General features: G+C 75.1%; 22 protein-coding genes and 2 pseudogenes. 8 read left to right on the top strand and 16 right to left on the bottom strand.

Features of this window, described 5'->3' with window-relative positions; all coding sequences use genetic code 11:
* Positions 1-103 precede the first annotated feature (103 nt).
* Positions 104-622 carry a SixA phosphatase family protein gene (locus tag IE98_RS0108695; protein ID WP_030266866.1) on the top strand — a complete coding sequence of 173 codons (519 nt, stop codon included), beginning with the start codon at positions 104-106 and terminating at the stop codon, positions 620-622.
* A gap of 91 nt (positions 623-713) precedes the next feature.
* Here the strand turns inward: IE98_RS0108695 and IE98_RS44355 are convergent, their stop codons facing one another.
* Together IE98_RS44355 and IE98_RS44350 are read right to left on the bottom strand one after the other, a co-directional pair.
* The gene (locus IE98_RS44355; protein WP_030266862.1) at positions 714-1,022 is read right to left on the bottom strand and encodes a hypothetical protein; all 309 of its coding nucleotides are present in this window, start codon (positions 1,020-1,022) and stop codon (positions 714-716) included.
* Positions 1,022-1,336: a hypothetical protein gene (locus tag IE98_RS44350; protein WP_030266859.1), complete on the bottom strand. Its 315-nt coding sequence runs from the start codon at positions 1,334-1,336 to the stop codon at positions 1,022-1,024. Before IE98_RS44350 ends, IE98_RS44355 begins: the two co-directional genes overlap by 1 nt.
* A 110-nt stretch (positions 1,337-1,446) precedes the next feature.
* Here IE98_RS44350 and IE98_RS0108680 point away from each other — a divergent pair, with 110 nt between their 5' ends.
* Positions 1,447-1,800, top strand: a complete 354-nt coding sequence (locus IE98_RS0108680; RefSeq protein WP_030266856.1) for a VOC family protein — start codon at positions 1,447-1,449, stop codon at positions 1,798-1,800.
* Positions 1,801-1,807: 7 nt separating this feature from the next.
* Here IE98_RS0108680 and IE98_RS0108675 read toward each other — a convergent pair whose 3' ends face one another.
* The 6 genes from IE98_RS0108675 to IE98_RS0108650 all read right to left on the bottom strand — a co-directional run bounded on the left by IE98_RS0108675 (position 1,808) and on the right by IE98_RS0108650 (position 9,294).
* Complete coding sequence (locus tag IE98_RS0108675) at positions 1,808-3,052, bottom strand: MalY/PatB family protein (RefSeq protein ID WP_052390296.1); 1,245 nt, start codon at positions 3,050-3,052, stop codon at positions 1,808-1,810.
* A 207-nt stretch (positions 3,053-3,259) separates the two neighbouring features.
* On the bottom strand, positions 3,260-4,339 hold the full coding sequence (locus IE98_RS0108670; protein WP_052390295.1) for a helix-turn-helix domain-containing protein: 1,080 nt from the start codon (positions 4,337-4,339) through the stop codon (positions 3,260-3,262).
* 79 nt (positions 4,340-4,418) lie between these two features.
* Positions 4,419-5,444 carry a PD40 domain-containing protein gene (locus tag IE98_RS0108665; protein ID WP_030266847.1) on the bottom strand — a complete coding sequence of 342 codons (1,026 nt, stop codon included), beginning with the start codon at positions 5,442-5,444 and terminating at the stop codon, positions 4,419-4,421.
* A complete protein-coding gene (locus tag IE98_RS0108660) occupies positions 5,441-6,721 on the bottom strand; it encodes an MFS transporter (RefSeq protein WP_030266844.1) in 1,281 nt (426 codons plus the stop codon). The genes IE98_RS0108665 and IE98_RS0108660 overlap by 4 nt, the downstream gene beginning before the upstream one ends.
* 2 nt (positions 6,722-6,723) lie before the next feature.
* Positions 6,724-7,617, bottom strand: coding sequence for an alkaline phosphatase family protein (locus tag IE98_RS0108655; protein WP_030266841.1), 894 nt, complete (start codon positions 7,615-7,617; stop codon positions 6,724-6,726).
* 435 nt (positions 7,618-8,052) lie between these two features.
* Entirely contained in the window at positions 8,053-9,294 is a 1,242-nt protein-coding gene (locus IE98_RS0108650) for a S8 family peptidase (RefSeq protein WP_043173756.1), read from the bottom strand.
* A gap of 920 nt (positions 9,295-10,214) precedes the next feature.
* Here IE98_RS0108650 and IE98_RS52515 point away from each other — a divergent pair.
* Positions 10,215-10,451 (top strand): annotated as a pseudogene (locus IE98_RS52515) (helix-turn-helix domain-containing protein); the annotation flags it as partial.
* Positions 10,452-10,633: 182 nt separating this feature from the next.
* On the opposite strand, the gene IE98_RS0108640 reads toward IE98_RS52515, so the two are convergent.
* A complete protein-coding gene (locus IE98_RS0108640) occupies positions 10,634-10,885 on the bottom strand; it encodes a hypothetical protein (protein WP_030266833.1) in 252 nt (83 codons plus the stop codon).
* A gap of 123 nt (positions 10,886-11,008) precedes the next feature.
* On the opposite strand from IE98_RS0108640, the gene IE98_RS0108635 reads away from it, so the two are divergent.
* Together IE98_RS0108635 and IE98_RS0108630 are read left to right on the top strand one after the other, a co-directional pair.
* Positions 11,009-11,449 carry a hypothetical protein gene (locus tag IE98_RS0108635; protein ID WP_052390294.1) on the top strand — a complete coding sequence of 147 codons (441 nt, stop codon included), beginning with the start codon at positions 11,009-11,011 and terminating at the stop codon, positions 11,447-11,449.
* A 192-nt stretch (positions 11,450-11,641) separates the two neighbouring features.
* Complete coding sequence (locus tag IE98_RS0108630) at positions 11,642-12,352, top strand: polysaccharide deacetylase family protein (protein ID WP_234443460.1); 711 nt, start codon at positions 11,642-11,644, stop codon at positions 12,350-12,352.
* 73 nt (positions 12,353-12,425) lie between these two features.
* On the opposite strand, the gene IE98_RS0108625 is transcribed toward IE98_RS0108630, so the two are convergent.
* The gene (locus IE98_RS0108625; RefSeq protein WP_052390293.1) at positions 12,426-14,009 is read right to left on the bottom strand and encodes an alpha/beta hydrolase; all 1,584 of its coding nucleotides are present in this window, start codon (positions 14,007-14,009) and stop codon (positions 12,426-12,428) included.
* Positions 14,010-14,131: 122 nt separating this feature from the next.
* Positions 14,132-14,290: pseudogene (locus IE98_RS46065) on the bottom strand (SDR family oxidoreductase); the annotation flags it as partial.
* Between IE98_RS46065 and IE98_RS50630 the strand changes: the two are divergent.
* Complete coding sequence (locus IE98_RS50630) at positions 14,222-14,401, top strand: hypothetical protein (protein WP_234443470.1); 180 nt, start codon at positions 14,222-14,224, stop codon at positions 14,399-14,401. The pseudogene IE98_RS46065 and the gene IE98_RS50630 sit on opposite strands and share 69 nt — an antisense overlap.
* Positions 14,402-14,415: 14 nt before the next feature.
* Here the strand turns inward: IE98_RS50630 and IE98_RS0108615 are convergent, their stop codons facing one another.
* Both IE98_RS0108615 and IE98_RS0108610 read right to left on the bottom strand, forming a co-directional pair.
* Positions 14,416-14,826, bottom strand: coding sequence for a VOC family protein (locus IE98_RS0108615; RefSeq protein ID WP_030266816.1), 411 nt, complete (start codon positions 14,824-14,826; stop codon positions 14,416-14,418).
* 78 nt (positions 14,827-14,904) lie between these two features.
* The gene (locus tag IE98_RS0108610) at positions 14,905-15,297 is read right to left on the bottom strand and encodes a helix-turn-helix domain-containing protein (protein ID WP_030266813.1); all 393 of its coding nucleotides are present in this window, start codon (positions 15,295-15,297) and stop codon (positions 14,905-14,907) included.
* 335 nt (positions 15,298-15,632) lie between these two features.
* On the opposite strand from IE98_RS0108610, the gene IE98_RS0108605 reads away from it, so the two are divergent.
* Both IE98_RS0108605 and IE98_RS0108600 read left to right on the top strand, forming a co-directional pair.
* On the top strand, positions 15,633-16,121 hold the full coding sequence (locus IE98_RS0108605) for a hypothetical protein (RefSeq protein ID WP_030266810.1): 489 nt from the start codon (positions 15,633-15,635) through the stop codon (positions 16,119-16,121).
* Positions 16,122-16,208: 87 nt separating this feature from the next.
* On the top strand, positions 16,209-16,973 hold the full coding sequence (locus tag IE98_RS0108600) for a class F sortase (RefSeq protein WP_030266807.1): 765 nt from the start codon (positions 16,209-16,211) through the stop codon (positions 16,971-16,973).
* A 96-nt stretch (positions 16,974-17,069) separates the two neighbouring features.
* On the opposite strand, the gene IE98_RS0108595 is transcribed toward IE98_RS0108600, so the two are convergent.
* The 3 genes from IE98_RS0108595 to IE98_RS0108585 all read right to left on the bottom strand — a co-directional run.
* Positions 17,070-17,771, bottom strand: coding sequence for a VanZ family protein (locus IE98_RS0108595; RefSeq protein ID WP_063748889.1), 702 nt, complete (start codon positions 17,769-17,771; stop codon positions 17,070-17,072).
* Positions 17,772-17,849: 78 nt separating this feature from the next.
* Positions 17,850-18,284 (bottom strand): hypothetical protein, encoded by a 435-nt coding sequence (locus tag IE98_RS0108590; protein ID WP_030266802.1) that lies wholly within the window; start codon positions 18,282-18,284, stop codon positions 17,850-17,852.
* Between the two features lie 342 nt (positions 18,285-18,626).
* Positions 18,627-19,741: RNA-guided endonuclease InsQ/TnpB family protein (locus IE98_RS0108585; RefSeq protein WP_234443459.1), on the bottom strand; the 1,115-nt coding region annotated here is incomplete at its 5' end.

Here is a 19,741-nt window from a genome sequence, read left to right as displayed (position 1 = left end):
CGTCACCTGGGCTGAGCGGCGGCCGTCCCGGTGGCGGTGGCCGTGCCGGGCGCCGCGGGGCCCGGTGGTGGCCCCGGTGACCGCCGGCGGGCAGGATGCGGGTGTGAACGCATCCGAGTCCCGGACCCTGGTCGTCCTGCGGCACGCGAAGTCCGCCTGGCCCGAGGGGGTGCCGGACGGGCGCCGGCCGCTCGGGCCGCGCGGGCTGCGGGACGCTCCGGTCGCCGGCCGGTGGCTGCACGGCCGGGGGCTGGTGCCGGACGCCGTGGTCTGCTCCCCCGCCCTGCGCACCCGGCAGACCCTCGAACTGGCCGCCGCCGGGTGGGAGGAGTCCCCGCCGGTGGTGTTCGACGAGCGGCTCTACGGCGCCGACGGGGACGACCTGGTCGAGGTCGTCCGGGGGCTGGACCCGGCCGCGGCGACGGTGCTGCTCGTCGGCCACCAGCCCGGGGTGCAGGACCTGGTCGAGTTCATGGCCGGCGGCCCGGGCGGCGAGGCGATGGACCGGCTCCGCGCCAAGTACCCCACCAGCGGCGTCGCCGTCCTCGCCCTGACCGGCCCGTGGCGGGACGCGGCGTCCGGCAGCGCCCGGCTGGTGGACTTCGCCGTGCCGCGCGGCTGACCACCCGTCGTCTTCCGCCGTCAGGACGGGAATTGCCTCGCCGGAGCCGTTCGGCGCCCTGACGGTGGAGCGGGGCCGGCAGGCCCACGGGTCAGTCAGGTCGGGCAGCGTCGAGGAGTGCGGGGTCGAGCACCCCCGCCGGGTCCTGGCCGACGGTCTCCTCCGCGTACCCGTCGGCGGCCGCGACGGCGGCGAGGAAGTCCGCCTCGACGGGCCGGAGCTGCTCGATCAGTGCGGCGAGCGGGTGGCGGTCGGTGAACCGGGCCCGGGTGGGGCCGGTCAGCAGGACCGCGAGCGGGCGGCTGCCGGCCGTCGGCAGGCCGGGGGCGACGTCGCCGCCCCGGTACATCACCGCGGTCTCGGTGCCGTCCGGCGCGGAGCGCCCGGCTGCGGCCAGCATCAACAGGTCGGCTGGGTGCGGTGTTCGGCGCCGTGGTAGTCGTACAGGTAGACCTCCGGCGCGCCGTCGCGGTGCCGGGCCGGGGTGAGGCCCGTGGCGGCACGGGCCGCGAGGATCGCCGCGACGGCCGCGGGGTACGCGGCGAGCGCCGTCAGCCCCCAGTCCGGTTCGGCGCCGTCGAGGGCCCAACCGGTGTACATCGCGGACGGGTTGTCGATGGCGCCGGGGCCGGGCGGCGGCGTGCGCAGCCAGGCGTCGAAGCCCTCGCGCGGCATCGGGATCCGCGCCGCCACCATGAAGGAACGACCGCCCACCGGTACCTCCTCGAACTCGTCCGGAGCGGGGCCGAAGGCGGCAGTCTCCGCTGACACCCCGTCGGACCGGTACCCGGCCCCGCACCGCGGCGGCCGGGTACCGTGCGGGGGTGCGCATCCTCGGACTGGTCTTCGCCGGCACCTCGACCGAACGGCGCCCGGCGATGGCGCGGTTCCTCCGGGAGACGCTGGGCCTGGCCCCGGCCGCGGTCGACGGGGTGGAGGCGGAGCTGTTCCGGCTGCCGGACGGCTCGACCTTCGCGGTGGCCTCGCCGGGCGGGACGGGCGACACGGACCGCTCGGTGGGCTTCCTGGTCGACGACCTGGCGGGGGCGCTCGCCGAACTGCGGTCCGCGGGCGTGCCGGTCGGCCCGGTCTCGGAGAACGCGCAGGAGCGCTACGCGCACTTCCGGGCACCGGACGGGCAGCTGTACGAGCCGGTGGAGCGCCGGCCCTCGCGCTGACCGCCGGTCAGTGCGACCGCAGGGCGCCTCCCATCCGGGCCAGCGCCTCGCGCAGGACGGCCGGCGGGGTGGCGAAGTTCAGCCGGACGCAGCCCGCGCCGCCGGTGCCGAAGACGTGGCCGGAGCTGAGTGCGACGCGGGCCTCGTCGAGGAACATCCGGGCCGGGCCGGCCAGGTCGCCCACCACGCCGGGGCCGTCGGCGGGGGTGTCGTCGTGCAGGCCGAGGTGGGTGAGGTCCAGCCAGGCGAGGTAGGTGCCCTCGGGCGGGCGGTACCGAACGCCCGGGAGGTGGTCGGCGACGAGCTGCCCGAGCAGGGTGCGGTTGGCGGCGAGTCCGGTGAGCAGTTCGTCGAGCCAGTGCGTGCCCTCGCGGAACGCCGCGGTGTGGGCGATCGCCCCGAGGTGGCTCGGGCCGTGGCCGACCTCCTCCGGCATCCGACGCAGGTCCGCGGCGGCCTCGGGGCCCGCGACCACCAGGGCGCACTTGAGGCCGGCCAGGTTCCACGCCTTGGAGGCGGAGGTCAGGGTGAAGGCGTCCTCGGCGCCGGGCACGCTCAGGTAGGGGGTGAAGACCGCCCCGGGCAGCACCAGCGGTGCGTGGATCTCGTCGGAGACGACCCGGACGCCGTGCTCGCGGGCGAGTGCGGCGACCGTTTCGAGTTCGGCGCGGGTGTGCACGGTGCCGGTGGGGTTGTGCGGGTTGCTCATCAGGAAGGCGGCGCTGCGGCCGCCGCTGCGGGCCCGGTGGAAGGCCTCGTCCAGGGCGGCGGGGTCGAGGCGCAGGTCGGGGCCGAGCGGTGCCTCGACGATGCGGCGGCCGTCGTGGCCGACGAAGGCGTAGAACGGCGGGTAGACCGGCGGGCAGAGCACGACCGCGTCACCGGGCAGGGTGACCAGGCGGAGCGTCTCGACGATGCCCAGCATGACGTCCGGGACGAGGGCGGTGTGCTCGACCCGCAGGCCGTCCCACTTCCAGCGTTCGGCGGCGAAGGCCGCGAGCGCCTCGGCGTAGCCGGTGCCGTACGGGTAGCCGGTGTCGCCGAGGTCGACGGCCCGGTGCAGGGCCTCGGCCACGGCGGGCGCGAGCGGGACGTCCATCTCGGCGACCCAGAGCGGCAGCACGTCCTCGGGGTGGGTGCGCCACTTCATGCTGGTGCGCCGGCGGAGGTCGTCCAGCGAGTACCGGACGAGCGGGTCCGTCCGGCCGTCGTCGGGCCGTTCGGCGGATGTCTGCGTGCTGGGTCCGGTCACGCGGGGCCCTCCTGCCGGGGTGGCGGCGGTGGTGCGGGCGGCCGGGTCGGCGGCCCGCTGTGATGCCTTCCCCGCGGTGCGGCGGCAGAACCGGCCGAAGCCCGGTCCGGTCCGGCCCAGGGCCCCGGGTGCGTCCGGGGTGCACGGCGGACCGGCCGGTCGGTGCGGGTCCGTTCGGCACGCGCCGGGGCCGCCGTGCCGCGGCGGTCAGCCCGCCGGCGGCCGGTCGGGCAGCCGGTCGTCGCCCCACTCCCAGTACAGGCCGTAGACGCCCGGGTCGGTGGCGGGCAGGACGGCGCAGGCGTGGCCGGTCGGGGGGATCCGGAGTTCTTCCAGTTCCTGCGGCGGGGCGTCGTGGCTGGGGCGCCAGGCGAGCCGGCAGCCCACGGGGAGCATCCGGCTGTCGAAGCGGGCGCGCAGCACCAGGTCCTTGCCGGGGAAGCGGACCATCCGCTCGTACTGGGTGGAGGGCTCGGACTGCGGATAGGAGTAGCTGTACTCGACGACCGCGCACCGGCCGGGCTGGAGCGGCAGGTCGAAGAGGAGTTCGGCGGCGGCGAGGCCGTGCTCGGGGTCGTACCGGCGGCGGCCGAGCCGGCAGCCGACGAGGTCGAAGACGGCGGGGCCGTTCCGGTCGGTGCCCTCCGGCCCTTCGTGGGTCATCAGGAGGAGGCGGTCGGCGCCGGTGCCGAGGGCGCGGACGATCTGCAGGACGTCGATCCGTCGTTCCTCGCGGCCGACGCCGATGTGGATGTCGACGCGGGTGTGCAGGTTCTCCACCCGGGCGTTGGTCCGCGGGTCGAAGCCGGCGAGGACGCCCTCGACGGCGGGGTCGCCGAAGGTGGTGAGGTAGTCGAGCGCTCCGGGGACGTGGTCGAGCCAGCGGCCGCGGGGCCGGCGCGGGCCGAGCAGCACGATCAGCGAGTCCGCGCCGAGTCCCAGGACGGCCTCCAGGGCGCGGACGGCGGTGAGGGACTCGGGCCGCTCGGGTCTGCTGCGCCCGCGTTGCCAGTAGCTGAGGCTGGACACGCTGACCTGGACGCCCCGGCGGGCGAGGCGGCGCTGGACGGTGTCGAGGCTCAGTCCGCTGTCGCGGATCGCGGTGCGCAGTGCGAGGTCGAAGGGCCCGGTGCGCAGGGCCTGGGCGAGCTCGGCGCCGGGTGTCGGCCAGGTCTGACGGGGTGTCGGTCCGGTCAGGGCGCACCTGCCTTCCAGGGGACCGCTGGGGTGGCGGTCGTGACGACTGCGAGGAATGTACCGGCGTGCGACGCGGTGTTCCAGGCACATGCGGTGGTGGAGGTGTCCCGCCGCCGGTCCGGTGACGGCGGTGGGACGTGGGGGCCGTCAGCGACGGTCGGCGGCGGGGTCAGCGCACGACGGCGGGGGCGAGTGCGGCGGCCACGAGCAGCGCGGGGGCACCGGTGCCGTCCGCGGGGACGCGCCACAGGGCGGATCCGTCGTCACTGGCCAGGGCGTAGGCGAGGGTGTGGTCGTCGAGCCAGAGGGCCTGGTCGTCGATGGCCCGTTGTTCGGCGGTCGCGGTCTCGGCCATGGTCTTCAGGTCGAGGACGTAGAGCTGCCACGGTTCGTCGTCGGGCAGGCCGGGGACGCGCTTCTTGTACGCGATGCGGGTGCCGTCGGGTGACAGGGACGGGCATTCGACGTTGCCGTGCAGGGTGGTGAGGGTGTGTCGGACGGCATCACCGGCGGCCAGCCAGGTCTTCCCGCCGCTGGCCAGGGTGGCGTAGAAGTACTGGTCGTCGGCGAAGGTGACGCCCCAGATGTTGGTGTCGGGGGCGTGGTGGGGCTTGCCGTCGACGGTGGCGGTGTAGGTCTCCAGGTTCTCCTGCAGGGTCCAGGTGCGGGTGTCGAGGATCGAGGTGCGGGTGGAGAAGTTCGTGCCCGCGTAGGAGTCGCCGCCGACGAAGACCGTCCAGGCGACCATGTGCCCGGAGGGCGAGACCCTCGTCCGGGTGGGGATGCCGGCCAGGTCGTAGTGGCGCAGTTCGCGGAGGTTCGCGTCGAGGACGACGGCGCGGTAGGTGTCCTGCAGGACGCCGTGGACGGCCTGCAGGCAGCTGCCGGTGCCGGCGGCGGTGTGGAAGCGCAGGCAGTCGGGGGCGGAGACGGTGCGGGTGCTGCCGGGGTGGTCGAGCGGCACCGAGGCCAGCTCGTCGCGGTGCGGGCCCCAGATCATGCTGCGGAAGAGCAGCCGGGGTCCGTCGGGCCGGGCGCCCAGGGTGACGGTGCCCGGTTCGCTCGGCGGGTCGTCCGCCGCGGCCCGGCGGTCGTGCCGGGCGTCGTCGGCGGCGTGCAGCACCGCCCAGGTGCCGGCGAGCAGGAGCAGGACGGTGGCGGTGACCAGGACGGTCAGCCGGCGGGCGATGGTCATCGGGCCTCCTCCGGTCCGGGGTGGTCGGTCTGCGGGCCGAGGAGCCGGGCGGCCGCCGTGGCGGCGATCGCGAGCGCGCAGGTCATCACGGTGAGTGCGGTGGTGTCCCCCCACCGGCCCCACAGCGCGCCGACCGCGATCGAGCAGGCGAACCGTCCGGCGGCCTGCCCGGTGCCGACGAGGGCGAGGCCGGCGCCGCGGCCCTCCTCGGGCACGGTGCCCGCAGCGGCGGCGGCGAGCATGCCGTCGGTCGCCGCGTAGAACAGGCCGTGCAGGGCGAGGACGGCGGCGGCGAGCGGCAGGCCGGTGCCGGGCCGCAGCAGGAGCAGGGTGTAGCCGCCGAGCAGGGCGGTGTGGCCGAGCACGAAGGTGCGGCGGCGGCCGATCCGGTCGCCGAGCGCGCCGAGCGGGACGGCGAGCAGCAGGTAGACGGCGGCGGTGCCGAGCGGCAGCAGCGGGAACCAGCCCGCCGACAGATCGAGTCGGCGCTGCAGCAGCAGGTAGACGAACGAGTCGCTGACGGTTGCGAGTCCGAGCAGGGTCGCGCAGAGGGCGATCCGGCGCAGGCCCGGCAGCCGGAGGGTCTCCAGCGGCCGCAGCCGGGCGGCGGTCGGCGCCGGTTCGGCGCGGCGCAGCAGGCGGCCGGGGACGAGCAGCACCAGGACGAGCACGCCGAGCGCCGCGACGCAGGAGCTGACGGTGAAGACGGCGTGGTAGCCGCCGGGTGCGGCACGCAGGATCAGGAAGGCCAGCAGTGGGCCGGCGAGCGCGCCCGCGGTGTCCATCGCCCGGTGGACGCCGAACGCGCGGCCGCGCTGCGCGGGCGGCGTGGCGAGCGAGATCATCGCGTCGCGGGGGGCGGTCCGCAGGCCCTTGCCCGTCCGGTCGGCGGCGAGGACGAGTCCGATCAGCGGGGTGGTCCGGGCGAGCAGCAGCATCGGCTTGCAGAGGGCGGAGAGCCCGTAGCCGGCGGCCGCGACGGCCTTGTGGCGGCCGCCTCCCCGGTCGCCGAGGAGTCCGCCGAGGAGTCGTACGGCGGCGGAGGCGCCGTTGTAGACGCCGTCGAGCAGTCCGAAGCCGAGCGGGGACACGCCGAGGGCGGTGACCAGGTAGAGCGGCAGGACGGCGGTGACCATCTCGGAGGAGACGTCGGTGACGAGACTGACCGTCCCGAGGGCGAGGACGGTGCCGGCGATCCGCGCGGACCGCCCCGGCCGGTCGGCCGGGGCGGCGGCGGACGCCGCGGTCTGGGTGCGGCGGCTGTCCGCGAGGTACACGGTCAGTTCCAGACGCCGGTGATGTCGGACGCGCTGGCGGCCTTGCCGGCGTGGCTGCCGACCCCGGCCAGGTCCTCCAGGGTGCGGAGCATGTCGTAGTGGTTGTACTTGGTGGTCGGCGCGGTACCGGCCTTGACGGGCTGTCCGTAGAGGACGGTGGGGATCTGGTTGCCGCTGTGCTTGTTGTCCTCGTCGTAGGTGACGACGAGCAGGCTGTTGTGGGTCTTGGCCCAGGAGGCGTACGCGCCGAGGTTGTTCTTGATCCAGCCGTCACCGGTGCCGACCGAGCAGTCGTGCATGTCCGAGCAGAGGTCGGGGGTGACGAAGGACACCTCCGGCAGCTTGGTGAAGTCGCTGGGGAACTGCGCGAAGGTCTTGCCGGTGTTGGTCGGCACGTTCTTGAACGCGAACCAGGGGTTGTGCTTCTGCGCGTACCTGCCGCTCTTGCAGGTCGTCGAGCCCTCGCCGGGCAGGGACTCGTTGTAGCTGGCCCAGGTCTTCTTCGCGGCGATCAGTTCCGAGCCCAGGTTGGCGGCGGTCATGGAGCCGGCCTTGAAACAGCCGTCGTCGCTGATGCCCTGGGTGCTGCCCGAGAAGATCGCGAAGTAGTTCGGCTGGCTGGGGTGGGTGATGCCGTACGAGGCCTTCAGCAGCGCGCCGCCCGTGGCGAGCTGGTTGATGTACGGGGCGTCCTTGCTGCCGATGATCTGGCCGTAGGCGTGGTTCTCCATCATCACGACGACGATGTGGTCGGGGCTCGGGACGACGGCCGCCGAGGCGCTGTCGATCCCGGCGACGGTGGCGAAGACACCGGCCGTGAGGGCCGCCGGCACCGTGAGCAGGACCGCGGCCTTGGTGCGGGTGCGGCGGTGTCGGTTCTGGCGTGAGTTGGACATGCCTGTCTCCAGGGGTGAGTCGGGGAGCCGTCCGGGATCCGCGGGGCGCCTTCCGCTGCATCGGACGCGGCTCGAACCTCCTCTCCACGGCCGGGGTGCGTCAAGGTCGGTGCAGTGGGTGCGGTGCGTCCTGTCAAGCTCGGCCCAATTCTGTGGACGGGCCCGCCCTTGCGGGCCGGGAGTTCCGGGCGGGTTGCCGCCCCGGGTCTCCGTCCAAATCTGTGGATTCGTCAACTGGTGTGCCTGCCACGACCGGTGGGGAACCGGAGGAGGATCGGTGCGCAGGCATGCCGAAGGCCGCGTCCACCGCTGCTCCGCGGGCCGGCGGCAGGCGGGGCCGCGGGCGGGCAACGGGTGGGCGCGGCCTTTGGGCAGGCCGGTGCGCGCCGGACCCGGCGGTGTGCCGGGCCCGGCGCTCGTCCGGGCGGGGGCGGGTCAGCCGTTCGGCTTGTCCCCGGTGTAGAGCAGGCGGTTCGGGGTGCCGTTGCCGGCGTTCCCGATCTTGCCGGTGGTGGCGGCCGAGAGCAGCGCGCTCTGCACCTGGGCGGGGGTGGCACCGGGGTGCGCCGCGAGGTACAGCGCGGCGGCGCCGGTGACGTGCGGTGCGGCCATGGAGGTGCCGGTGAGCGACTTGGTGGCGCTGTCGCCGGTGTTCCACGCGGAGACGATGTCGGTGCCGGGTGCGAACAGGTCGGTGCACGAGCCCCAGTTGGAGTCCGAGCGGCGCTTGTCGTCGGAGGTGGCGTTGTTGACGACGATGGCCTCCGCGATGTCCCCTGGCGAGTTCTTGCACGCGTCGGAGTTGCCGTTGCCGGAGGAGACCACCCAGGTGACGCCGGAGGCGATCGAGCGCTTGATCGCCTTGTCCTCGGTGGCACTGACCCCGCCGTTGATGCTCATGTTGACGACGGCCGGCTTGACGGCGTTCTTGGTGATCCAGTCCGCGGCGGCGACGATCGCCGAGGTGGCGGCGCTGTCGTTGCAGTCGGTCACCCGGACGGCGACCAGCTTCACGCCCTTGGCCACGCCGTAGTCCCTGCCGCCGACCGTGCCCGCCACGTGGGTGCCGTGGCCCAGGCAGTCGGTGCCCTGGCGGCCGTCGCCGACCTCGTCGACGCCGATCGAGGCCCGGCCCTGGAACTGGGCGTGGGTGGTGCGCAGTCCGCTGTCGACGAGGTAGACGGTGACGTCGGAGGCAGTGGTCGAGTAGCCGTAGCTGTGGTCCAGCGGCAGGTTCCGCTGGTCGATCCGGTCCAGCCCCCAGGAGGGCGGGTTCTGCTGGCCGGCCGAGCGGTGCTGCACCGCGTCCTGCTCGACGTAGGCGACCGCCGGGTCGGCGGCGACCCGCTGCGCCTGGGCCGCCGTCATCTCGGCGGCGTAGCCGTGCAGCACGGTGTCGAAGACGGTGCGGACGGTGCCGCCGCGTTCCCGGGCGATCCTGGCCGCGGCCGGCGCGACCGCGGCGGCCTGTTGGAGCGCGTCGCCGGCGTCCTTGAACACCACGAGGTAGCGCCCGGCGATCGGTTCGGCCGCGGCGGCGCGGACCTCGCCGGTGGGCGGCGGCGTCGCGTCCGCGGAGGTGACCGCCAGGGTGGCGGCGACGGCCGTCGCCGCGGTGGCGGCCGCGGCGACGGCGAGCGTCCTGCGGCGTATGCGGTGGGCGCGGTGCTTGGGCACGGGTGACTCCCGTTCGGTGTGGGTGCTGCCGCCCCGGACCGTCCGGGACAGCAACGGTCTACTGCCGCACCGGCCGCCCGGTGGCACAGCCGGGTCAGTGACGCGGACGGGCACCCGCCGCCGTACCGTGACGATCCGTCACTCGCGTCGCTCCCGTTCTGGTGCGCCGGCCGCCGGACGTGCCACTATGCAGCCCACCGGCGCGCACCCGGCGCCGTGATCCGCACGGAGAGGCAGGCCCGTTGATCGACGAGGACCTGGGGACGCACCTCGCCCGACTGGGCCTGACCCGGCGCCAGGCCGACGCCTACGCCGCGCTGCTGGCCGACGGGCCCTGCGGTCGCGAGGAGTTGGCCGACCGGATCGGCCGCGCCGACGGCCCGGACGGGGAACTGGACGGGGAACTGGAGGGGCAGCTCGCCGAGTTGCGCAGGCTGGGCCTGATCACGGCGGCCGGTCCGGAGGGCGCCGAGCACGCCCCGGTGGAGCCGTCGGTGGCCCTCGACCACCTCGCGCACACCCGGACGGCCGAGCTGCACCGGGCGCACCAGGCCGCGGTGAACGCCTACCGCGGCTACCGGCGCACCGTCAGCCCGCAGGGCACGGAGGACCTGTTGGAGGTGGTGACCGGCCCCGCGGTCACCGAACGGATCCGGCAGATCGAGGCGGCGGCGGAGCGCGAGGTGCTGCGCTTCGACTCGCCGCCGTACCACACGAACGCCACGGCCAACCCGGTGGAGGAGCGCAATCTGGAGCGGGGCGTGGCCTACCGGGTGGTGTACTCGCGCTCGGCGGTGGAGAACACCGCCTACTACGACGTCAACATCCGGCCCTGCATCGCCGCCGGCGAGCAGGCGCGGGTGCTGCCGACGGTGCCGGTGAAGCTGACGGTCTTCGACGGCCGGCTGGCGATCGTGTCGATGTCGTTCGTGGAGGCGGAGGTCAACGACTCACTGCTGCTGGTGCACCCGTCGAGCCTGCTGTCCGCGCTGACGGGTCTGTTCGAGACCTCGTGGCGGACGGCGCTGCCGATGCACCGGGGCGGGGGCTCGCCGCCGGGGCTCGGCCCGGTGCAGCGCCGCATCCTGGAACTGCTCGCCACCGGCGTCACGGACGACACCATCGCGGAGCTCCTCGGGGTCAGCCGCCGCACGCTCTCCCGGCACCTGGAGCAGATCGGCGCCCGGGCCGGGTCGCGCACCCGCTTCCAGCTGGCGCTGCACGCGGCCCGCAACGGCTGGCTCTGAGCCGGCCCCGGGCCCTCGCCCACCAGGGCGCAGGCAAGACCGGCGGCCCGGCCGCCCGCCCGGTCGCGGCTCGGCCGCCGTGCGGTCTCCGCTCAGCCGCCGCTCAGCAGCCGGGCGACGTCGAGCGGGTCCTCGCCCAGCTCGACCAGGCGCTCGCCGAGCCGCCGGATCTGCGTCTCCTTCTCGTGCTCGGCCGCGGCGACGTTCGCCAGCGCGGTCCGGGCGCCGTGCTCGACGCCGCCCTCGAAGACCCGGCGGACGAAGAGGTCGGCGGCCGGGCGGTCCAGGCCGGCGGCCAGGGCGAGCAGTTCGTCGGTGTACGGCTCGGTGGGGTCGCTCTCCATGGCTTCATCAAACCCGCCGCGGCCCGTCCGCGGCGGTGCGACACGGCGCCGCACCCGGATGGCGGTCGCCCCGGCCCGTCGGCGGGGACGGCGGGGTGCGGGGGTGTGGCAGCCTTGGCTGCCATGGGCGAGCAGGACGCGGGCGGACGGGCACGGGCCGTACCGCTGCTGGTGGTGGACGCCGCCAACGTGGTGGGTTCGGTGCCGGACGGCTGGTGGCGGGACCGGCGGGGTGCGGCCGAACGGCTGCGTGACGCACTCGCGCCGCTGACCGGTCACGGCCTGGGCGACGGGGCGGAGGTGCCGCCCTGGGCGCGGACCGGTCCGCTGGAGGTGGTCCTCGTCGTGGAGGGCGCGGCCCGCGGCGTGCCCGGGCTGCCGCAGGTCCGGGTCGTCGAGGCGCCCGGCAGCGGCGACGACCGGGTGGTCGCCGCGGTGCAGGAGGCCCTCTCCGCCGACCCCGGTCGCAGCTGTCTGGTCGTCACCGCCGACCGCGGCCTGCGCACCCGTGTCACCGCCCTCGGCGCCCTGGTCACCGGCCCCCGTACCGTCCGGCGCGCCTGACGGGCGGCGGGACGCCCCGGGGCCGGCGGCGCCCACCGGTCGCCGGGGCCGGACGGCGCCCGAGTGGCGGTTCGCCGTGGACGCCGTATGGTCTCGACCGTGAATCCGATCGACCGCCGGGGCCTCCTGCGGGCCGTGGGGCTCGGTGCGGTGGGCGCGGCCGCCGCTGCCTGTGCCGGCCGGAGCCGGGCCGTGACCGCTGCGCCCTCGCCCGCGCCGACCGCCTCGCCTCCGCCGTCGCCCGCGCCGAGCCCGAGCGCGACGGCGTCGACTCCTGCCGCGCTGCGGCCGCTGCCGGCCGGCCTGCCGTTCCAGGTGTCCTCGGGGCCGCGGGACGGCACCAAGGTCGCGCTGACCTTCCACGGCCAGGGCAGTGCCGACATCGCGGAGGCGCTGCTCTCCGAGGCCGCCTCCGCCGGCGCGCGGATCACCGTGCTGGCGGTCGGCACCTGGCTGGACGACCAGCCGGACATGGCCAAGCGCATCCTGGACGCCGGCCACGAGCTGGGCAACCACACCCTGAGCCACGGCAACCTCGCCGCGATGGACGCGGACGCGGCCTACGCCGAGATCGCCGGCTGCGCGGAGCGGCTGGAGCGCCTGACCGGCTCGAAGGGCCGCTGGCTGCGGCCCTCGCAGACGGAGTACTGCACGCCCACCGTCATGGAGCAGGCCCGCCGGATCGGGTACGAGCACTGCCTCGGGTACGACGTGGACTCGCTCGACTACACCGATCCCGGGCCGGCCGCCGTCCGCCGGAACGTCATGGACCGGATCAGGCCCGGCTCGGTGGTGAGCCTGCACTTCGGCCACCGGGGCACGGTGCTCGCGCTGCCCGCCATCCTGCAGGACCTCGACGCCCGCGGGCTCCGCGCGGTGACCGCCTCCGAGCTGTTCGGCTGACGGCCCGGCGACGGTCCGGCGACCGGCCGCACCGGTCGGCCGCCGGACCCGTCCGCTCAGCGGCGTCCGCGGCTCACGCGGGGAACGCCTCGGCGTCCGGCTTCAGCAGCTGCCCGGGCCGCGGCGGCGTCCGGTCGACCAGGTACGAGGTGACCAGGGTGTTCAGCGCGGCGCTGCGGCCGACCGCGCAGTGCTCGACCACGTCGACCGTGACCAGCACGGCGTTGCCGAGTTCCCGCTGCATCCGCTGGGCGAAGGCGTAGCGGGTGGCGGGGTCGAAGGTGTTGCCGATCACCATGACCGGGGTGGCCGTGCGGTGGTTCCACGGCCCGGTGTACCGCTCGGAGGTGAGGGCCGGAGCCGGCCAGGTGGCGCAGGGCGGCGCGTCGAAGGCCTGGTACCGGCCGAAGGTCGGCGACTCCCGCTCCCAGGCGCGGGCCACCAGCGGGAACAGCTGCGGCACCGGCGGGAAGGGCTTGTCCTGGCAGTTGACGGCGTAGTAGGAGTCGTCGGCGCTGTACGGGGTGTCCGCCGGGGCTTCGCGCAGTGCGGTCGGGGCGGGGGTCGCCAGCAGCTTCGCCTCGTCCGCGGAGGGTGCGGCGCCGAGGGTCTGCTGCGGGTTCACCACCAGGTGGAGCGCCTGGAGCGAACGGGCCAGCGGAGCCTGGCGGGTCTGCGCGTAGAGGGCGTTGGCGACCTGGCCGGTGAAGGTGCTCAGGGTGACGGTGGAGCCGTCGGGCAGCGTGACCGGGGCGGTCCGCAGGTGGTCGCGGAGGGCGTCGAACTTCGCTCGGGTGTCGGGGGCTGCGAAGGCGCAGCGCGGTGCGCCGGCGGCCTGGCAGCGCCGGAGGTACTCGCCCAGGGCGAGCTCGAAGCCGGTGGCGCGCTGCCGGTCGTACTCGAGGCCGTCGTGCAGGCGCAGTTGCGGGTCGACGTTGCCGTCGACGATCACGGCCCGCACCTTGCCCGGGTACAGGGCGGCGTAGGTGGCGCCGATCAGGGTGCCGTAGGAGAAGCCGGCGTAGGTGAGTCCGGTGTCGCCGACGGCCTGCCGCATCCGGTCGAGGTCGCGGACGACGTTCAGGGTGGACATGTGCTTCACCAGCTCGCCGGCGTTGCGGGCGCAGGCGCCGGTGTAGTCCTTGTCGGCGGCGAGGGTGCCGCCGATCTCGTCGCGGGTGACGGGGACGCCGACCATGCGGTCGAAGACGGCGGTGGCCTCCTCGTCGGTGGTGAAGCACCTGAGGGGGTTGCTGCGGGCGACACCGCGCGGGTCGAAGCCGATCAGGTCGAAGCTGTCCGTGACGCGGGGCTCGAACCGGGTGGTGGTGGCCCAGAGGTATCCGCTGCCGCCGGGGCCGCCGGGGTTGAGGAAGAGCGAGCCGATCCGTTCGGCCGGGTTCCCGGCGCGGCGGCGCATCATCGCGATGCCGATCTTCTCGCCGGACGGGTGCGCGTAGTCGAGCGGGACGGGGTAGACGGCGCAGTCGTAGATCTTCGGGTCGGGCTTGGACGGGTCGGGGTTGCACGGTGTCCAGGCGACCGGCTCCACCTTGGCCGCCGCCGGCTCCGGTGCGGCCGTGGCGGTGGCGGCCGTTCCGGTGACGAGGACGAACGCGCTGGTGAGCGCCACGGCCAGGGTTGACAGGCGTAACAAGGGACCTCCCGGTGTCGGCAAACCCGACCAGCCTGCCAGTCCACCGCCGCCAGGGGAAGACGCGTACACGACATGCCCGGTGGCGCGCCGTCGGTCCGCCGCGCACCGGCGGTGGCGTGCGGTCAGACGATGCCGCCGTTGGCGCGGAGCACCTGGCCGTTGACCCAGTGGCCCTCGGGGCTCGCCGGGAAGGCGACCACCTCGGCGATGTCCTGCGGGGTGCCGAGCCGCTGCAGCGGCGGCTGCGCGGCGAGGCGGGCGACGGTCTCCTCGTCCTCGCCCCGGACACCGCCCTGGAGCCCGCCGAGACCGCCCTCCTGCGCCGCCGGCTGGAGCGCCTCGCGACGGACGGCGAGGGGCGCGCGGGGCGGACGGCCCCGGCGCGCCCCTGATCCGGCCGGCCGGCTCAGCCCTTGGGCTGGGTGAAGCGGATGCTGTTGCCGAACGGGTCGCGCAGGCCGCAGTCGATCCCGTACGGCCGCTCGGTGGGCTCCTCGGTGAACTCGACGCCGCGGCCGAGCAGGGTCTCGTAGGTCTTGCGGCAGTCGTCGGTGCTGAAGATCAGCGAGCCGCCCGTCGCGCCCTTGCTGACGAGTTCGCGGACCTGCTGGGCGGTCTCCTCGGACATGGCCGGCGGACCCGGCTTCTCCAGCAGGACCTGGCGGTCGGGGTGGCCGGGGACGTTGACGGTCAGCCAGCGCATGAATCCCAGGTCGACGTCGGCCCCGACCTCCAGGCCGAGCTTGCCGACGTAGAAGTCGAGCGCCGCGTCCTGGTCGAGGACGTAGATCTGCGAGTGCGTGATGGAGGTGAACATGGGAACCACGCTAGGGCCGGCAGCGGCGGAAGACTTATCCGAAACTGCGCATCCGGCCGCGGCGCGCCGCGATCCGGCTCAGGTGTGCGGCCGCGTCCACGCCATCGTGAAGCAGGTGGGCACGTCGGCCGCCACCGCGGCCCTGCGGTACTCCCGCGGCGACCGGCCCACGATGCCGCGGAAGGTGCGGCTGAACGTGCCCGTGCTGCCGAAGCCCACCTCGTAGCAGATGTCGGTCACGCTGCGCTCCGTCTCCCGGAGCAGGAACATCGCCCGCTCGACCCGGCGGCGCTGCAGGTAGCGGTGCGGCGTCTCGCCGAACACCGTCCGGAAGGTGCGGGCGAAGTGCGCCGGGGAGACGTGCGCGATCCGGGCCAGCGCCGGGACGTCCAGCGGTTGCGCGTACCGGCGGTCCATCGCGTCCCGGGCCCGGAGCATGCGGCGGTTGGTGTCTTCGGCGGCGCGGCTCACGGCCCCATCACACCACGCTCCCGGCCCGCGGTCACGGGCGCTCCCGGCAACGGAAGTCCCTGGGCGGAACGGGGGCGGGCGACCGGGCCGCACTGATGCGCCGTCACCCGTTGGACGCCGTGCGCACGACCGCGGCCGACCCCGGCCGATCTCCGGTCGAACACCCCCTCCCACCTGCACGGATCCTGCCCGCCGGGGACGGGACGCGCCCGGCGGGACGGCCCTGTCGAGCGTCCGTCAGGTTGCCGCACTGACGGGCCGTCGGTTTCCTCGGGCAGAGGGCACGGCACAGCACCCGGCAGACGGCCCGGCCACGTGCCCGTCGGAGGACATCCATGCAGATTGCACGCGTCGCCATCGGTTCCGCCCTGGCTCTCGGCGCCCTCGCCCTGTCCGCCCCCGCCGCCGCGGCGGACGACTCCGGGATCCGCATCGGCCCCGGGAACGCGAGCCCCGGCTCGACCGTCACCGTCAGCACGACGGCCTGCGGCCCCGACGTGACCTACGGCAAGGGCGAGTCCGAGGCCGGCGGCCAGTTCCACCTCTTCCAGGGCGACCGTCCGGGCGTGCTGGTCGGCACCTTCGAGGTGCCCGAGGACGCCGCGCCCGGCAGCAGCAAGGTCACCGTGAAGTGTCCTCCGCGGATCCAGATGACGGACACCGTCGAGATCACCCGCCGGCCCACCGGTGCCGTAGCCGCCGGGCTCGGCGGCAGCGCGGACACCGACGGCGCCCGGGTCGCCCTGGGCGGCCTGCTGGTCGCCGGTGCCGCGGTCGGCGGCGCGGTCAAGGTGCGCCGCCGCGTGCGCCCCGGCCGTATCTGACCGGGCGGCAGCCCCCTCGCCCGGCGCCCCGGACCCGTCCGGGGCGCCGGGCACCTCCCGTCCCCCGCACCCGAAAGCGTGATCACCATGGAGACCGGGCCCGGCAGTCCGACCCGCGGACGCCGCCCCACGCCGTCGGCCCTCGCCCTCGGCTGCGCACTCGCGCTGGGCCTCCTGCTGGTGGGCCGGGGGACGCACCCCGAACGGCCGCCGCAGCCCTCGGCCGCCCAGGCCTTTCCGACGCCCTCGCCCGCTCCGCCCCCTTCTGTCACGTCCCCGTCCGCCGCGTCCCCTTCTGCCGCGCCGGGACCCGCATCCGCGCCCGCACCGACTCCGGTACCCGCACCCGCGACGCAGCGCCCGGCCGAACCGGACGCCGTCCGAGCGTTGCCGCCCTCGGACCCGGTGCGCCTGCGCATCCCCGCCGTCGGCGTGAACGCCCCGATGACCAGGCTGGACCTGGACCCGGCGGGAGCACTGCAACCTCCGCCCGCCGACCGCCCGGACCTCGCGGGCTGGTACGGCGGCGGTGCCTCCCCCGGCTCCTCAGGCACCGCCGTCCTCGCCGGTCACGTGGACACCCGTACCGGGCCGGCCGTCTTCTTCCGGCTCGGCGCCCTCACCAAGGGGCGGACCGTCGAGGTCGACCGGGCCGACGGCCGGACCGCGGTGTTCACCGTGGACGCCGTCGAGGTCTACGACAAGAAGTCCTTCCCCGACGGCAAGGTCTACGGCAACGCCGGCGGCCGGCCGGAACTCCGGCTGATCACCTGCGGCGGCGGCTTCACCAAACGCACCGGCTACCTCGGCAACGTCGTCGTCTACGCCACGCTCTCCGCCGTCGACCCGTGACCGGGACCACCGCCCTTTCGCCTGCTGAGACGATCGCGCACAACCGGACGCACCTGTGCCACAGTCGGCACCGGGCGGCCTGGGCCCGGGGCCAGGTCATGGTTGGGCCACAGGCCGCCCGCATCCGGCGCACTCGGCATCGCCGGCGCGTCCGGCACAGCCCGCCGTGCCGTCATCCCGGACGCGGCCGGCACGCGGGGCGCGGTGCAGCGCCCGCCCGATCCGGCGGCCGGCCACCAGGTGGAGCAGCACCGCACCGGCGGTGTTGAGCAGCACGTCGTCGATGTCGAAGGCACGGCCCGGAACGAGCCCGGCTTGCGCGCACTCCACCAACGCCATCGTCAGGGCCGTGAGCAGCGTGACGCGCACCAGCCCGCCGACCCGCCGCGACAGCAGCGGCAACAGGACCCCGAACGGGGCCCCGAGCAGCAGGTTCCCGCCGACCTGCTTGACCGCCTCGCGGACCGCGGGCCGGTCGAGGTAGAGCTCCAGGGTCGATCCGGGCCGGAGGTTGGCGTGCACGAGGCCGCGCGACCCCGGCTGCGGGACGAGGGTGGCGCGGGCGAGCGCCACCGCGAACAGGACGGTCGCCGCCAGGGCGACCAGGAACACCAGCAGGCGCACCAGTGCGGCCACCGGGCCCGGGCGGTGCAGGAACGGCAGCGGCCGCTCCGGCTCCGGCCGCCGCCGCTTCCGGACGCGCCGCGGCGCCGCGCCCTCCGCCCGTACCCGCTCCGCCACCGCGGCGGCCGCACCGCCGACCGCCCCGCTGCCCGTGCCCGTGCGCCTCAAGGCCATCGCCCCGCCCTCCCCGGATCCACGCGTCGGTGTCCCGACCGGTCTGCGTGTAACCCGTGCAAGGGATTTGACACCTCGTCAGTGCTTCACGACCGAGGCCGTGCCGTGCAGGACGAGTCCCCGCAGGCGGGCGGCCTCCAGGCTGCGGCCGAAGGCCTCCGCCTGCTGCATCGGGTCGAGGCCCATCAGCCCGGGCGGCCAGGTGCCGGGCGGGACGACGAGGACGAGCACACCCGGGGGCTCGGCCGCCGCGGTCTGCCAGACCGAGGAGGCCTGCACCGGCGGGTGCGGCTCCCAGACCCCGCGGCCGCCGACCAGCACCAGCCGTTCGAACCAGCCCTCCCGGACCTCCACCACGCCGGTGGTGGCCGGGGGCTTGCCCGCGGCGAGGACGAACCCGCTGTCCATCGCGTCCGCGACGAGCTCGCCGTACCACTCCTGCCCGACCTCGACGATCGCCTCCGCCTCCGACCGGCCGTCCGGCCCCTCGCGCACCGCCAGGGCCCACACCATCGGCGCGGCACGCCGTCCACCACCACCCGCATCTTCCGCCACACCCACCCAACGAGCCAGAACCGAAAAGTGCACACCCGGGCCACCGAACGGCCGCACCGCCCCGCCCGGCGGCCGCCTCCGGGGTTCGCCCGGGAGCGGTCTTCGAGGACCCCCGGGAGGTCGGTTCGGGGACGTACGGCATCGCGGGCGAAGGCCGACGACCCCTGCGCCTCGGAAGGCAGGGCCCAGGCTGCCGCCCATGGTGCGCAGCGGGCAAAGGGCCCGGCGGACGGTCGTCGGTGACGGGACCGTCCTGTGGTCGGTGCGGCACTCCCACGTGGGTGGCGAGCGCGCGGAGCGTCAGTGCCGCAATGTCCTGACGGTCCGCCGGCCGGGGGTCGCCGGGCGGCTGCCGGTGGTGTTCGCCGAGGGGCTGGGCCGGACGGTGTCGGACGGGTTCCTGCCCTCCGGTGCGGTGACGACGGCGGACGGGCCGGTGCTGAGCCTGCACGAACCGGGGACGGCCCGGGCCTTCCTCGATGCGGCGCCGGCCGGCGGGGCGGAGCTGCCGGGCCGTGCGACCTGTGCGGTGGAGCCCGCCTGCTCCCACCGGATGGGTGAGGGCTTCGGGTGGGTTCCTGCTTCACTGCGCTGCGCGGGCACGGATGCCCGTCTTACCTGCGCTCGACAGGCCGACACCGCCAGTCCGGCGGCCCTGGCGACGTTGACCGCCGCGTTGATGTCCCGGTCGAGGACGGCCCCACAGGCTCCGCAGGTCCATGTCCGGACGCACAGAGGCTTGGGGCCGTCCTTGACGCCGCACTGTGAGCACACCTGGGACGTCGGCTCGAAGCGGCCGATCCGGATGAGGGCGCGCCCGTACCGTGCGGCCTTGTACTCCAGCATGTTGACGAACTGCGACCAGCCGGCGTCGTGCACCGACTTGGCCATGCGCGTGCGCGCGAGCCCCTTCACCGCCAGGTCCTCGACGGCGACCGCTTGGTTGTCGCGGATCAGCCGGGTGGACAACTGGTGGTGGAACTCGCGCCGCGCGTCGGCGACCCGCGCGTGTGCGCGGGCGACCTTGGTGCGGGCCTTGTCGCGGTTCTTCGATCCCTTGGCCTTGCGGCCGAGGGCCTGCTGCGCGCGCTTCAGCTTCTTCTCGGCGCGGCGCAGGAAGCGGGGACTGTCGATCTTCGTGCCGTCGGACAGGATCGCGAAGTGCGTCAGCCCCAGGTCGATTCCCACCGCCGTGTCGGTGTCGGACATGCGGGCCAGGTCCGCGGCGGGGTCGGTCTCGATGACGAACGAGGCGAAGTACCGGCCGGCGGAGTCCTTGACCACTGTCACCGTGGACGGGTCGGACGGCAGGATGCGCGACCACTTCACGTCCAGGTCGCCCACCTTCGGCAGGGACAGCTTCCCGCCCGGCGTGATCTTCCACCGGGCGTTCGCGGTGAACCGGAGTGCCTGCC

Source organism: Streptomyces sp. NRRL B-24484 (genome assembly GCF_000717715.1).
Taxonomy (GTDB): Bacteria; Actinomycetota; Actinomycetes; order Streptomycetales; family Streptomycetaceae; genus Kitasatospora.
Note: the sequence above shows the minus strand (reverse complement) of the source record. Positions and strands in the feature narration are given on the sequence as shown.

What these genes read in the sequence shown, in the direction of transcription:
- IE98_RS0108665 (WP_030266847.1), bottom strand. Translation starts at nt 5,444, where the DNA reads ATGACCATCGCCCGCCGGCTGACCGTCCTGGTCACCGCCACCGTCCTG.
- IE98_RS0108635 (WP_052390294.1), top strand. Translation starts at nt 11,009, where the DNA reads ATGGGCGAGCAGGACGCGGGCGGACGGGCACGGGCCGTACCGCTGCTG.
- IE98_RS44355 (WP_030266862.1), bottom strand. Translation starts at nt 1,022, where the DNA reads ATGCTGGCCGCAGCCGGGCGCTCCGCGCCGGACGGCACCGAGACCGCG.
- IE98_RS0108640 (WP_030266833.1), bottom strand. Translation starts at nt 10,885, where the DNA reads ATGGAGAGCGACCCCACCGAGCCGTACACCGACGAACTGCTCGCCCTG.
- IE98_RS0108600 (WP_030266807.1), top strand. Translation starts at nt 16,209, where the DNA reads ATGGAGACCGGGCCCGGCAGTCCGACCCGCGGACGCCGCCCCACGCCG.
- IE98_RS0108595 (WP_063748889.1), bottom strand. Translation starts at nt 17,771, where the DNA reads ATGGCCTTGAGGCGCACGGGCACGGGCAGCGGGGCGGTCGGCGGTGCG.
- IE98_RS0108590 (WP_030266802.1), bottom strand. Translation starts at nt 18,284, where the DNA reads ATGGTGTGGGCCCTGGCGGTGCGCGAGGGGCCGGACGGCCGGTCGGAG.
- IE98_RS0108615 (WP_030266816.1), bottom strand. Translation starts at nt 14,826, where the DNA reads ATGTTCACCTCCATCACGCACTCGCAGATCTACGTCCTCGACCAGGAC.
- IE98_RS0108605 (WP_030266810.1), top strand. Translation starts at nt 15,633, where the DNA reads ATGCAGATTGCACGCGTCGCCATCGGTTCCGCCCTGGCTCTCGGCGCC.
- IE98_RS0108670 (WP_052390295.1), bottom strand. Translation starts at nt 4,339, where the DNA reads ATGTGCCTGGAACACCGCGTCGCACGCCGGTACATTCCTCGCAGTCGT.
- IE98_RS0108655 (WP_030266841.1), bottom strand. Translation starts at nt 7,617, where the DNA reads ATGTCCAACTCACGCCAGAACCGACACCGCCGCACCCGCACCAAGGCC.